Below are 13139 nucleotides of genomic sequence, written 5' to 3' on the forward strand. Positions count from 1 at the left end.
TCCGTGGCGGCGGGTTTGTCCGTGGCGGTGGACTTGTCCGTGGAAATGGACTTGTACGTGTCAATGGGCGGGCTTCAAAGGCAGCAGCACGCTGATGCGGAAGCCACCGCCGGGCCGCGGCCCCGCGTCCAGCGTGCCGCCGACCATACCCACGCGCTCGCGCATCCCGATGAGGCCGTGGCCGCGGCCGTCCGCGCCCCCGTCCTCGTACAGCTCGTGCGGGGCGCCCTTGCCGTCGTCCTCGACGAGCAGGCCGAGACCGTCGTCGAAGTAGACGAGCCGGACGCTGGCGCCCGCGTTCGGGCCGCCGTGCTTACGGGTGTTGGTGAGGGCTTCCTGGACGATGCGGTACGCGGTCAGCTCGACGCCGCTGGGCAGCGGGCGCGGGGTGCCCTCCACCTTGAAGTCGACCGGGAGTCCGGACGTGCGCACCTGCTCGACGAGCTCCTCTATCTGCTCGACGTCGGGCTGCGGAACGTACTCGCCGGCCTCCTCGTGCTCGCCGGTGCGCAGCACGCCGAGCAGCCTGCGCATCTCGGCGAGCGCCTGGCGGCCGGTGCCCGAGATGGTCTCCAGGGCCTTCTTGGCCTGGTCGGGCGCCTGGTCGAGGACGTACGCGGCACCATCGGCCTGCACCACCATCACCGACACGTTGTGCGCGACGACGTCGTGCAACTCGCGCGCGATGCGCGCCCGTTCGGCCGCCACCGCGACCTTCGACTGCGCCTCGCGCTCCTTCTCGAGCCGGTTGGCGCGCTCCTCCAGCTGGTCCAGGTACGCGCGTCTGGTGCGCAGCGAGTCGCCGAGCACCCAGGCGAGGGCGAACGGCACCATCTGGAAGACGGTGACGAGGATCTGGCCCGCGGTGCTGATGTCGCCGACGGTGGGCCAGCGGAGCTGGGAGAGCGGCGCCGCGAGCAGCCCGCCGATCAGGCCGAAGCGGGACGCCCAGCGCGGTCCGCTCACCGCGCACGTGTAGATGATGACCAGCATCGCGAAGTCCGACGGGTTGACCCGCGCGTCGAACACCAGCTGGCCGAGGCCCGTGGCCACCGCGAGCAGCAGCATCTTGTCCGGCCAGCGGCGGCGCAGCGCGACCACCACGGACATCAGGACGGCGCAGACCAGCAGCGCCGCCTCGTTCCCGTGTCCCGCACTGCCCGCGCCGTTCGCCCCCACCACGGACATGCCGAAAAGAATCACGGCCCAGAAGCCGTCGACCCACGTCGGGTGTCTGCGGATGAAGTCGTAGACGCGCTGCACGTAACCCAGAGTAGGGAAGCGTGCAGCGTGCAGGGGTCAACCGGAGGGTCGATCCGGACCCGGCGCGCGTACTCCTGAAGGTGGAGGGACCCCACGGCGCACGCGCCCGGCGCACATAGCCTTCAGGTGTGGAGAACGGACAACAGACGGCACCGCGCGGATGGCGCGCGGCCACCGAAGAGGCGCTGTACGGACCGGCCGGCTTCTACCGGAGGCCCGAGGGCCCCGCCGGGCATTTCCGCACGTCGGTGCATGCGTCGCCGCTTTTCGCCGGGGCTGTGGCCGAGCTGTTGTGCCGGGTGGACGCGGCCCTCGGCGAGCCCGCCGAATTGGCGTTCGTCGACATGGCGGCGGGTCGCGGCGAGCTGATTTCGCGCGTCCTTGAGGTGCTGCCGGAAAAAGTGGCACCACGCGTGCGTGCCTACGCGGTGGAGAAGGCGGAACCGCCCGCCGGACTCGACCACCGGATCGAGTGGCGGGCCGAGCCGCCCACCGGTGTCACCGGACTCCTCTTCGCGAACGAGTGGCTCGACAACGTGCCCCTGGAGGTCGTCGAGGCGGACGCGGACGGCACGCCCCGGCTGGTCCTCGTACGCGAGGACGGCACGGAGACCCTCGACACGGCGCCCCTGGACGAGGCCTCGGCGCGCTGGCTGCGCCGGTGGTGGCCGCTGCCGGCCGAGCCGGGCCTGCGCGCCGAGGTCGGGCTCCCCCGCGACGAGGCCTGGGACGCCGCCGTACGCACCCTGGAGCGCGGCCTGGCGGTCGCGGTGGACTACGCGCACACGCGCGCCTCCCGGCCGCCCTTCGGCACGCTCACGGGCTTTCGCGAGGGCCGCGAGACGACGCCCGTGCCCGACGGCTCCTGCGACATCACGGCGCACGTGGCACTGGACGCGTGCGCGAGCGCTCCGGGCGCGCGCCTCCTCACGCAGCGCGCCGCCCTGGGCGCCCTGGGGGTGAGCGCGGGACGCCCGCCGCTGGCCCTCGCCTCGAAGGACCCGGCGGCGTACGTGCGGGCGCTCGCGGGCGCCGGAGAGGCGGCCGAGCTGACCGCGCGCGGCGGGCTCGGCGACTTCGGCTGGCTGGTCGAGCCGGTGGGCCTCCCCGCGGACGGCCTACTTGTCGATGTCCCCGACCACGAAGAACAGTGACCCGAGGATCGCGACCATGTCGGCGACGAGCGTCCCCGGAAGCAGCTCGGTCAGCGCCTGGATGTTGTTGTACGAGGCGGAGCGCAGCTTGAGCCGGTACGGCGTCTTCTCGCCCTTGGAGACGAGGTAGTAGCCGTTGATGCCGAGCGGGTTCTCGGTCCACGCGTACGTGTGGCCCTCGGGCGCCTTGAGGACCTTCGGGAGGCGCTGGTTGACCGGGCCCTGCGGGAGGTCCGCGAGCCGGTCGAGGCAGGCGTCGGCGAGGTCGAGCGCGTTGTGAGCCTGCTCCAGGAGGCACTCGAACCGGGCCAGGCAGTCGCCTTCTTGTCGCGTGACGACCTTCAGGGTGTCCTGCAGCTCTCCGTAGGCGAGGTACGGCTCGTCGCGCCGGAGGTCGAAGTCGACGCCGGAGGCGCGGGCGATCGGGCCGCTGACCCCGTAGGCGTGCGCGGCCTCGGCGGACAGCACGCCCACCCCGCGCGTACGGCCGCGGAAGATCTCGTTGCCGAGGACCAGGTTGTCGTAGACGTCCATCCGGGAGCGCACGGACGCGACCGCGGCACGCGCGCGGGTGGTCCAGCCGAGCGGCAGGTCCTCCTTGAGGCCGCCGACGCGGTTGAACATGTAGTGCATGCGCCCGCCGGAGACCTCCTCCATCACGTTCTGGAGCTCCTCGCGCTCGCGGAAGGCGTGGAAGACGGGCGTGATTCCGCCCAGTTCGAGCGGGTACGAACCAAGGAACATCAGATGGTTGAGCACCCGGTTCAGCTCGGCGAGCAGCGTCCGCAGCCACACGGCGCGCTCCGGCACCTCCATGCCGAGCATCCGCTCGACGGCGAGCACGACACCCAGCTCGTTCGAGAACGCGGACAGCCAGTCGTGGCGGTTGGCGAGCATCACGATCTGCCGGTAGTCGCGCGCCTCGAAGAGCTTCTCCGCACCGCGGTGCATGTAACCGATGACCGGTTCCGCGTGCTCGATCCGCTCGCCGTCGAGCACGAGACGCAGGCGCAGCACACCATGGGTGGAAGGGTGCTGCGGACCGATGTTGAGCACCATGTCGGTGCTCTCCGCGGCACCACCGATGCCGACCGTGGCCTGAGTCGTGGGCGTCATGGACACAGTCTCTCGTACGTAGGGTGAACCCATGGAAACAGGGGCGGCAGGGGCGACGACGCCGACAGGCACGACAGGGCCGGACTGGACCGGGTTGCCCGCCGGACTGCTGAAACTGCGCCGCCTGCTGCTGGTCCTGTGGCTGGTGCCGCTGACGGTGGCGCTCGCGGTGCTGCTCGCCGTGTTCGCGGGCCCCGGCTGGGCGGCGTTCGCCGCGCTGCCCCTGGTGGTCCTGGTGTGGGGCTGGGTGATGCTCGGCCGCAACTGGCGTTCGTGGCGGTACGCGGAGCGGGCCGACGACCTGCTGATCACCCGCGGCGTCCTGTGGCACGAGGAGACGATCGTGCCGTACGGGCGGATGCAGCTGGTCGAGGTGACATCCGGCCCGCTGGAACGGAAGTTCGGCCTGGCCAGCCTGCAACTGCACACCGCCGCCGCGGCCACCGACGCGACGATCCCCGGTCTCGCGCCCGCGGAGGCCGAGCGCCTGCGCGACCGCCTGACCGAACTCGGCGAGGCCCGATCGGCGGGCCTGTGACGGCCTCCCGCGCCCCCGAGGGCGCCCCGTCCCAGGAGTCCGCCGAGAGCGTGCGAGAGCGGCGCCTGCACCCCGTCACGCCGCTGCGCCGCGCGTGGGCGCCGATCGCGATCCTGCTCGGCTGGGCCGTCCACGACATGGACCAGGCGCAGCGCCAGCTCGCCAACCTCAGCACCGCCATGCTGCTGCTCGGCATCGGGGTGCTGGTTCCCGCGGCCGCCCTGTACGGATTCCTCACCTGGTGGTTCACGCACTTCGCGGTGACCGACACCGAACTGCGCATCCGTACGGGCCTGTTGTTCCGCCGCACCGCCCACATCCGGCTCGACCGGCTCCAGGCGGTGGACGTCACGCAGCCGCTCCTCGCCCGCTTCGTCGGCGTGGCCAAGCTGAAGCTCGACGTGGTGGGCGCCGACAAGAAGGACGAGCTCGCCTTCCTGGGGGAGCGCGAGGCCGGGAAGCTGCGTGCCGAACTCCTCGCCCGGGCCGCCGGTTTCGCGCCCGAGTCGGCGCACGAGGTGGGCGAGGCGCCGGCGCGGCCGATCCTGCACACGCCCCCGCGGATGCTCGCGGTGGCGCTGCTCCTGACGGGCGCCCCCTGGGCGATGCTGCTCGCCGCCGTCGCCGTACCGACGCTCCTGTGGTTCGCCACCCACAACCTGTGGACGGTGATCGCGGTCGCGGTGCCGCTGGTCGGCGGGGCGTTCACCAACAGCGCGGGCCGGTTCATCAAGGAGTACGACTGGACGGTCGGCGAGTCCCAGGACGGGCTGCGCATCGACCACGGGCTGCTCGACCGGGTGCACGAGACGGTGCCGCCGGGGCGGGTGCAGACCGTACGGATCGTCGAGCCGCTGCTGTGGCGGCGCCGCGGCTGGGTCCGCGTCGAACTGCACGTCGCCGGGTCCTCGAACACCGCGCTCGTCCCCGTGGCGCCGCGCGAGGACGCCGAGGACGTCGTCGCGCGGATCCTGCCGGGGGTCTCGGTGCCGAAGCCCGCCGACTTCGCGGGGTCGCCGCGGCGCGGACGCTGGTGCGTGCCGGTGTGGTGGCGCGGCTACGGGGTGGCGGTCACGGAGACGGTGTTCGCCGCGCGCCACGGGCTGCTGCAGCGCCGTCTCTCGCTCGTCCCGCACGCCAAGGTGCAGAGCGTGCGCCTCACTCAGGGGCCCTGGGAGCGGCACTGGCGCGTCGCCGACCTGCACCTCGACACGGGCGCCAACAAGACGGTGACGGCCCGCCTGCGGGACGCGGACGAGGCCTCCGACCTCCTGCGGACCCAGGCGGACCGGTCCCGCACGGGGCGGCGGGACGCGCGTCCTGACCGGTGGATGGCGGGACCCCGGAATGGGTGAGGGGCGAGCCGGCCGCCTGCCGACTCGCCCCTCACCCGCCCGTTTCACGCCTGAAGCGTCCCGCCCGTAGCGTCACACCCATGGCATCACGCCCGTGGCGTCACGCCTGAAGCGCCGACCGCAGCTCGCCCATGTCGATCTGCTCCGTCTCGTCGTGCGCGGTCAGGTCGATGACCTGCTGCTCACGCTCGGCGTCTTCGGAGGATTCCTCGGAGACCTCGGTGTCCGTCACCGCCTCGGACTCGGACTCGGTCGCCCCATCCGCCTGCGGCTCGGCCACCGGCTCGTCCGCCTGGTCCACCTCGGCCGCGACCTCCGCCGCCAGCTCCTCGCCCACGACGTCCGCCAGATCCTCCTCGCCCTGCGCGGAGCGCCCCGCGCCGAAGAAGTCGAAGCCGCCCTGGGGCACCTTCCGCGCGGGCGCCGCCGGTACGACCATCGCGGCGGCCGGCACGGTGAAGTGACCGGCGGCCGCCTCGGGCTTCCCCTGCGAATCGGCCTCCTCCGCGGCGGGCGCCGCCGGCTCCGGCCGCGCGAGACGCTGCAGCGCGACATTGGCCCGCCGGTACATCTCCGGCGTCGGCCGGCCCGGCACGGCCGGGGGCACGGGCGGCAGCGCCCGCGCCGGGGCCGAGGCCTCTATCGCGAGGCGACGACGGCCCTCGAGCGCGCTGGCCCGCTCCGTCTCCGCGTTCGCGTACCGGCGCAGCAGCGCCGCGTGCTCGCCCCGCAGCGCGGCGAGTTCGGCACGCTTCGCCCGCAGCTTGCCCTCCAGGCGGGTGCGCAGCTCACGCGACTCGTCGAGGTCGCCCTCCAGCTCCGCCACGGCCTCCTCGTGCCGCCACCGCTCGCTCGCGGCGCCGCGCGTCAGCTCGGCGACCCGCTTGCCGGCGAGCCGGTCCCAGCGGCGCATCACCACGGCGCCGACGACCGCCGCGGCGGCGGCCGCGGCCGCGACACCCCGCAGCACGAACGGATCCTCGGACAGCCAGGCGGCCCCCGCGCAGACGAGAGGCACACCGGCGATCACCGTCGGAGGCAGGAGGCGGTGCAGGGGCGGAGAATGGCGGTGGCGTCCACGTGGCATGGCCAGAAACTTACCGCGCGTAGGCAAATCGCGAAGCCCCGCCCGGCAATATTCGGACACACCTGTCACAGAAACCACCTAACCCCCGTACGGACAAGGCCACTTACCGCGGCCGATACCGCTCACCCTTCTCCCGGCCGACGCGCGCCGAACAAGATCATTCAGCGATGAGGTCCTTGGACTCCAGATACTCCTTCGCGACATCGGCTTCCTTCTGCCGCTCGGCGTCGACCTTCCGGTTCAGCTCGACGAGATCGTCGGTCGTGAGCGCCTTCGTCAGCTTCCCGAGGACATCGGCGACCTTCTTGTCGCCCGCATCCTTGGCGTTCACAACCGGAACGATGTTGTCCGCGTTCTGCAGCTTCTTGTCGTCCTCCAGAAGAACGAGTTCGAAGTTCTCCAGCGTCGCGTCGGTCGTGGTCGTCAGGACCAGTTGATCCGTGCCGTTCTTCACGGCCTGCTTCGACTGCGTGGTGCCGACGCCCTTCGGGTCGATTCCGGTGACATCGATCCCGTACGACTTCTTGAGTCCCGGTGCGCAGAACGGCCGGGTCTCGCATTCGTCACCGGCCGCGATCTTCACCTTCTGGCCCGACTTGCCAAGATCCGAAAGGGTCTTCAACTTGTGCTTCGCGGCGAAGTCCTTGCTCACCGCGAACGCGTTCTGATCGACGGCCTCTCCCGCGTCCAGAACCTTCAGACCCTGCGGCTCGGCCAGCTTGCGCAGCGCGGAGACCGTGGCGTCCACATCGCTCGATGCGACCGGCTTCGCCTTCGACCCGTTCTCCTTCAGGTTGAGGAATTCGGCGAGGGTCGCCGCGTATTCGGGCACCACGTCGATGGCGCCCTTGGCGAGCTGCGGTTCATAGATCTCGCGGTTCTCCACCGTCTTGACCGACGCGTCGTACCCGGCGTCGCCCAATATCTGCCGATAGAGCTCACCGAGCACCTTGGCCTCGGTGAAACGCGCGGCTCCGATGACGATCTTGCCCTTTCCGCCACCGCCCGACGCGCCCGCATCGTCCTTGCCCTCGAGGCTGTCGCCACCGCACGCGGTGAGCCCCGCGGTCAGCGCACCCACGGTCACGGCCGCCAGGGCCACCCGACGCGTTCTGCTGTTCATCGCTCTCCTCGTCGCACTGCCGGTACCGAAAAAACAAAACCGAGTCCTTGCGCCCGCCCCTGGGTCACGCCCGCCTCCTCATGGGGTCGAAGACCCGCCCCAGCGCGACGAACAGCCCCTCCGCCGCCAGCGCGAGCGCGGCCACGAGCACCGCCCCCGCGACCACCTGCGGCGTGTCCTGGAGGTTGAACCCCGCCGTGATGATCCGCCCGAGCCCGCCCTCGCCCGCCATCGCCGCCAGCGTCGCCGTCGCGATCACCTGCACCGTCGCGGACCGCAGCCCGGTCATCACCAGCGGGTACGCCAGCGGCAGTTCGACCCGGGCGAAGACCTGGCGGCCGCTCATGCCCATGCCGCGCGCGGCCTCCACCACCGACCGGTCGACCTCCCGCATCCCCACGTACGCGTTGGTGAGCAGCGGCGGCACCGCGAACAGCACCAGCGCGATCAGCGTCGGCACGTCGCCGTGCCGGCCGAGCGGGGTGAGCGTGAGCAGCACGAGGACGGCCAGCGTCGGCACCGCGCGCCCCACGTTCGAGATGTTGATCGCGAGCGCGCCGCCCTTGCCCTTGTGCCCGAGCCACAGGGCCAGCGGCAGCGCGATCAGACAGGAGACGGCAAGCGCGACACCGCAGAAGTACAGGTGCTCGGCGAGGCGGTGCCACACCCCCTTCTCCCCTTGCCAGTTGGCACCCGTGGCCAGCCAGTCGTAGGCCCCCGATATCGCGTTCATACCGCCGCCTTCTCCGGCTTCTCCGGCTCGACGCGCGCCACGTCGCCGCGGCCGCGGAGCCCCCGTATTCGGAAGCCGCCCCGCGCGGACGCCCCCACCCTCGTCCACGGCGTCAGCCACCGCTGCACGCCGAGCAGCAGCAGGTCGGCCAGGACCGCGAGGAGCACGCACAGCACGGACGCGGTGAGCACCTGCGCCTTGAAGTCGCTCTGCAGGCCGCCGACGATCAGCGTGCCGAGCCCGCCGTAGTCCACGATCGAGCCGACCGTCGTCAGCGCCACCGTCGAGACCGTCGCGATCCGCACTCCGGCGAGCATCGCCGGGAGCGCCAACGGGAGTTCGACCTCCCACAACAGCCTCAGCGGCCCGTATCCCATCCCGCGCGCGGCCTCTCTCGCCTCTTCCGGCACCGCCCGCAGCCCCGCCAATATGTTCCGCACGAGGATCGTCAGGGAGTACAGCACGAGGCCCGTGACCACCAGCGAGACCGAGAGCCCGAACAGGGGCAGCAGCAGCGAGAACATCGCGAGCGACGGGATCGAGTACAGCACCGTGGTCACACCGAGCACCGGTCCCGCGAAGACGCGGGAGCGCCGGGCGAGCAGCGCGAGCGGGAGCGATATCAGCACGCCGATGAGCACCGACGCCGCGGTGATGCCGAGGTGCTGGACGGTCGCGTCGACCAACTCCTGGCCGCGGGTGCGCACATACTCCCCGCACACCCAGTCATTGGCCACCAGGCAGTTCTGCTCGCTCACGCCGGCCACCTCCCCCGATTCCCCGAACGTATGTCAGCGGCCCGTACAACCGCACGCGCCTTTCCCGACTGCCGACGACCCTAGCCCGCACCACTGACAATGGCCGAGGCCCGGACTCCCGACGCAACACGGCGTTCACATGACTGCCTCGCACGGCCGTCCCCAACCGGGCCGCGTCCCGGCAGAATGGGGTCCCATGATCCGGTTCGAGCACGTCAGCAAGCGGTACGCGGACGGCACCACCGCCGTCGACGACCTGTCCTTCGAGGTGAACGAGGGCGAACTGGTCACGCTCGTCGGCCCGTCGGGCTGCGGCAAGACCACGACGATGAAGATGGTGAACCGGCTCATCGAACCCACCGCGGGCCGGATATTCCTCGACGGCGACGACATATCCGGGGTCGACCCGGTCGAACTGCGCCGCCGCATCGGCTATGTGATCCAGCAGGTCGGCCTCTTCCCGCACAAGTCCGTCCTCGACAACACCGCGACCGTTCCGCACCTCCTGGGTGTCAAGCGCGCCAAGGCCCGTGAGCGGGCGGCGGAGTTGCTCGACCTGGTGGGCCTCGACCCGAAGGTGTTCGGCGAGCGCTACCCCGAGCAGCTCTCCGGCGGCCAGCGCCAACGCGTGGGCGTGGCACGCGCCTTGGCGGCCGACCCGCCCGTCCTGCTGATGGACGAGCCGTTCGGCGCGGTCGACCCCGTGGTGCGCGAGCACCTCCAGACCGAGTTCCTGCGCCTGCAGCAGACCCTCGGCAAGACCGTCCTGTTCGTCACCCACGACATCGAGGAGGCCGTCCGCCTCGGCGACCGGATCGCCGTCTACGGAGAGGGCCGCATCGAGCAGTACGACACCCCGTCGGCCGTCCTGGGCACGCCCGCGACCGACTACGTGGCCGACTTCGTGGGCGCCGACCGCGGCCTCAAGCGCCTCTCCGTGACGCCCATCGAGGAGGGCGACCTGGAGCAGCCGCCCGTCGTCCACCTCGACGACCCGCTGCCCAAGAGGCTCGACGCCCGCTGGGCCGTCGTCCTGGACCACGACAACAACCTGCACGGCTGGATCTCCGCCGAGCACGCGCGCGTGGGCACCGGCTCCGTGCGCGAGCACGCGCGCCGCATGGAGGCCTGGCTGCCCGTCGGCGCCCCGCTCAAGCAGGCCTTCGCGACGATGCTCCAGCACGACGCGGGCTGGATCGCCGTCATCGACGAGCACAGCGCGGGCCGCTTCCTCGGCGTGCTCACCCCGGCCCGGCTGCACGAGGCCCTGCGCCGCTCCACCGCCGCCGACGCACGCGACATCACGCGCGCGGAGGTCGACCTGGAGACAGTGGAACAACTGCTCCCCTAGCCGGGCCTCCGTTCACGCCTTCGTGGGGTTCGCCCTTCACGAGTGAACCGGCGTCGCTCCGCTTCCGTCCTACAGGTCGTACGTCACGGATGCGGCATTCGCACCGTGTTCACATGCCTCGTGGGGCGAGCGGCGGGAGGGGCGAGGGATGCGGCGGATCGCGGGCGCCTGTCTCCTGGCCGGCGGCGCGGACATCGTGGCCGGTGTCCTGCCGCGGCTCGCACACGGCAGGACGGGCGGCGTCACGGAGGCGCTGCCGGGCCCGCTCGGCCCGTACGCCGCGGCCCTCACGCTCGGCAGCGGCGTCCTGCTCGTGCTGCTCGCGCGCATGCTGCGGCGCCGCAAGCGGCGGGCCTGGTGGGCCGTGGTCGTGCTGCTGCCGCTCGGCGCCGCCGGGCAGCTCGCGTACCGCGAAGCGCCCGTGGGAGTCGTCGGCGCGGCGCTCTCCCTGGTGCCGCTGTGGCTGCTGCTGCGCGACCGGAAGCGGTTCGACGCGCCGCCCGACCCGCGCGGCCGCTGGCGCGCCCTGGCCAACTTCGTGCTCCTGGGCGCCGGTTCGCTGCTGATCGGCCTCGCCGTCGTCAGCGCGCACCCGCAGCGGCTCGTCGGCGCCCCGAGCCTCGTGGACCGCCTGGAGCACGTCCTGTGCGGCCTGCTCGGCATCGAAGGGCCCCTCGTCTACGCGGGCGGCACGGCGCACACCGTCGCCCTCTCGCTCGGCGCCCTCGGCCTCGTCACCGGGTCCACCACGCTCTACCTGGCGTTCCGCCCCGAGGGCCCGGCCACCCGCGACAAGGGGATCGTGTTCTCGCCCAGCGGCAAGGCGGCGGTCCGCTACCGGGTCGTGTCGGGCGTGATGCTGGCCAAGGGCGACCCCGTGGGCGACGTGGAGGCGTGGCCGGGAGCCATGGAGCGCTTCATGGACGAGGCGCGGACCCACTCCTGGACGCCGGCCGTCATGGACTGCTCCGAGACCGGGTGCGCCGTGTGGACCCGGGAGACCGGCCTCACGGCCCGGCCCCGCCGAGAAAGCGGCGGCCCCTTCCCGGGCCGCCGAAGCCGCGAGATCCCGGCCGCCGCGAAGGGCCTAGGCTTGAGGCCATGAGCACGTCGCAGGTCCGCCGGGGCCACGTAGCCAACCTCCCCGTTTGGGACCGCTGCGCGGTCATGGGCGTCGTCAATGTGACGCCGGACTCGTTCTCGGACGGCGGCCGCTGGTTCGACACGACCGCCGCGATCAAGCACGGCCTCGACCTGGTCGCCCAGGGCGCCGACCTCGTGGACGTCGGCGGCGAGTCCACCCGCCCGGGCGCCACCCGCGTCGACGAGGACGAGGAGCTGCGGCGCGTCATCCCCGTCGTACGCGGACTCGCCTCCGAAGGCGTGACGGTCTCGGTCGACACCATGCGCGCGTGCGTCGCCGAGCAGTCCCTCGCCGCGGGCGCCTCCCTGGTCAACGACGTGAGCGGCGGCCTCTCCGACCCCCAGATGGTCCCGGTCGTCGCCGCCGCCGGAGCGCCCTTCGTCGTCATGCACTGGCGCGGCCTCCTGGAGGGCACCAATGTGCCCGGCACCTACGAGGACGTCGTCTCCGAGGTCGTGGACGAGCTGCACGCGCGCGTGGCGGCCGCCATCGAGGGCGGCATCGCCCCCGACCACATCGTCATCGACCCGGGCCTCGGCTTCTCCAAGAACGCCGAGCACGACCTCTCCCTGCTCGCCCACCTCGACCGGCTGCACGCGCTCGGCCACCCGGTCCTCGTCGCGGCCTCCCGCAAGCGGTTCCTCGGCCATGTCCTGGCCGGCGAGCAGGGCGCCCCGCCGCCCGCCCGCGAGCGCGACGCCGCCACCGCCGCCGTCTCCGCGCTCGCCGCGCAGGCGGGCGCCTGGGCGGTGCGCGTGCACGAGGTGCGCGCCACCGCCGACGCCGTCCGCGTCGCCCGCGCGGTCGAAGGAGCCCAGTGACCGGCGCCGACGCCGACGCCGAGGCCGTGGAGACGGCCAACCGCTCGTACTACGAGGCCATGGAACGCGGCGACTTCGAGGAGCTCACGTCGCTGTGGCTCGCCCCCGAGGACGTCGCGTACGCCGAGGACGCCGACCCGGACGAGGCCGAGGACACCTCCATCAGCTGCGTGCACCCCGGCTGGCCGGTGCTCACCGGCCGCGGCGAGGTGCTCCGCAGCTACGCGCTGATCATGGCGAACACGGAGTACATCCAGTTCTTCCTGACCGACGTGCACATCAGCGTCGTCGCCGACACCGCCCTCGTGACCTGCACGGAGAACATCCTCAGCGGCGGCCCCGCCCCCGAGGGCGGTGAGGAACTCGGGCCGCTCGTCGGCCAGCGCGTCGTCGCCACCAATGTGTTCCGGCGCACGCGCGACAGCTGGAAGATCTGGTCGCACCACGCCTCCCCCGTGCTCGCCGAATCGGAAGACGAACCCGACGAACTGGGCAACGCGGGCGACGGCGACTCACCCGCCTGAGTGGGTAAGCACCCCCAAAGAACCCGAAATCCGGATGCGCGGTTGGGTTCCCGACCGCCTGGGTATGGGCGGCTACCAGCCGAGGGCACAGCCTGGGGCGGGCGTGCCGGGTGGGATCAGTCATAGCCCCCGCGGGCCGGTGCTGTCAGTGCCCGCAGGTAGATTCGATCGA

The 13139-nt window shown here is 72.1% G+C and carries 12 protein-coding genes and 1 pseudogene; 7 read left to right on the top strand and 6 right to left on the bottom strand.

Annotation, left to right across the window (positions count from 1 at the left end; translation table 11 throughout):
* Positions 1-60: 60 nt before the first annotated feature.
* Positions 61-1263: a sensor histidine kinase gene (locus tag ACZ7L4_RS29725; RefSeq protein ID WP_472107442.1), complete on the bottom strand. Its 1203-nt coding sequence runs from the start codon at positions 1261-1263 to the stop codon at positions 61-63.
* 128 nt (positions 1264-1391) lie between these two features.
* Here ACZ7L4_RS29725 and ACZ7L4_RS29730 point away from each other — a divergent pair, with 128 nt between their 5' ends.
* Complete coding sequence (locus ACZ7L4_RS29730) at positions 1392-2417, top strand: SAM-dependent methyltransferase (protein WP_472107443.1); 1026 nt, start codon at positions 1392-1394, stop codon at positions 2415-2417.
* On the opposite strand, the gene ACZ7L4_RS29735 is transcribed toward ACZ7L4_RS29730, so the two are convergent.
* Entirely contained in the window at positions 2382-3566 is a 1185-nt protein-coding gene (locus ACZ7L4_RS29735; RefSeq protein ID WP_472107445.1) for an NADH-quinone oxidoreductase subunit D, read from the bottom strand. The two genes, ACZ7L4_RS29730 and ACZ7L4_RS29735, sit on opposite strands and share 36 nt — an antisense overlap.
* Between ACZ7L4_RS29735 and ACZ7L4_RS29740 the strand changes: the two genes are divergently transcribed.
* Positions 3565-4071: a PH domain-containing protein gene (locus ACZ7L4_RS29740; RefSeq protein ID WP_472107447.1), complete on the top strand. Its 507-nt coding sequence runs from the start codon at positions 3565-3567 to the stop codon at positions 4069-4071. The genes ACZ7L4_RS29735 and ACZ7L4_RS29740 overlap by 2 nt on opposite strands.
* On the top strand, positions 4068-5426 hold the full coding sequence (locus ACZ7L4_RS29745) for a PH domain-containing protein (RefSeq protein WP_472107448.1): 1359 nt from the start codon (positions 4068-4070) through the stop codon (positions 5424-5426). The genes ACZ7L4_RS29740 and ACZ7L4_RS29745 overlap by 4 nt, the downstream gene beginning before the upstream one ends.
* Positions 5427-5526: 100 nt before the next feature.
* On the opposite strand, the gene ACZ7L4_RS29750 is transcribed toward ACZ7L4_RS29745, so the two are convergent.
* The 4 genes from ACZ7L4_RS29750 to ACZ7L4_RS29765 form a co-directional block, all read right to left on the bottom strand.
* Positions 5527-6513 (bottom strand): hypothetical protein, encoded by a 987-nt coding sequence (locus ACZ7L4_RS29750; protein WP_472107450.1) that lies wholly within the window; start codon positions 6511-6513, stop codon positions 5527-5529.
* 157 nt (positions 6514-6670) lie between these two features.
* Positions 6671-7636, bottom strand: a complete 966-nt coding sequence (locus ACZ7L4_RS29755) for an ABC transporter substrate-binding protein (protein WP_472107452.1) — start codon at positions 7634-7636, stop codon at positions 6671-6673.
* Positions 7637-7700: 64 nt separating this feature from the next.
* Positions 7701-8369, bottom strand: a complete 669-nt coding sequence (locus tag ACZ7L4_RS29760; protein ID WP_472107454.1) for an ABC transporter permease — start codon at positions 8367-8369, stop codon at positions 7701-7703.
* On the bottom strand, positions 8366-9127 hold the full coding sequence (locus ACZ7L4_RS29765) for an ABC transporter permease (protein ID WP_472107456.1): 762 nt from the start codon (positions 9125-9127) through the stop codon (positions 8366-8368). The genes ACZ7L4_RS29760 and ACZ7L4_RS29765 overlap by 4 nt, the downstream gene beginning before the upstream one ends.
* A gap of 196 nt (positions 9128-9323) precedes the next feature.
* Here ACZ7L4_RS29765 and ACZ7L4_RS29770 point away from each other — a divergent pair, with 196 nt between their 5' ends.
* From ACZ7L4_RS29770 to ACZ7L4_RS29785, 4 genes and pseudogenes are all read left to right on the top strand, one after another.
* On the top strand, positions 9324-10478 hold the full coding sequence (locus ACZ7L4_RS29770) for an ABC transporter ATP-binding protein (RefSeq protein WP_472107458.1): 1155 nt from the start codon (positions 9324-9326) through the stop codon (positions 10476-10478).
* Between the two features lie 148 nt (positions 10479-10626).
* Positions 10627-11493: pseudogene (locus ACZ7L4_RS29775) on the top strand (phosphatidylglycerol lysyltransferase domain-containing protein); the annotation flags it as partial.
* Positions 11494-11579: 86 nt separating this feature from the next.
* On the top strand, positions 11580-12443 hold the full coding sequence (gene folP, locus ACZ7L4_RS29780; protein WP_472107459.1) for a dihydropteroate synthase: 864 nt from the start codon (positions 11580-11582) through the stop codon (positions 12441-12443).
* On the top strand, positions 12440-12967 hold the full coding sequence (locus ACZ7L4_RS29785) for a nuclear transport factor 2 family protein (protein ID WP_472107460.1): 528 nt from the start codon (positions 12440-12442) through the stop codon (positions 12965-12967). The genes folP and ACZ7L4_RS29785 overlap by 4 nt, the downstream gene beginning before the upstream one ends.
* The last annotated feature ends 172 nt before the right edge of the window (positions 12968-13139 follow it).

This window comes from Streptomyces sp. NPDC107575 (assembly GCF_055657265.1).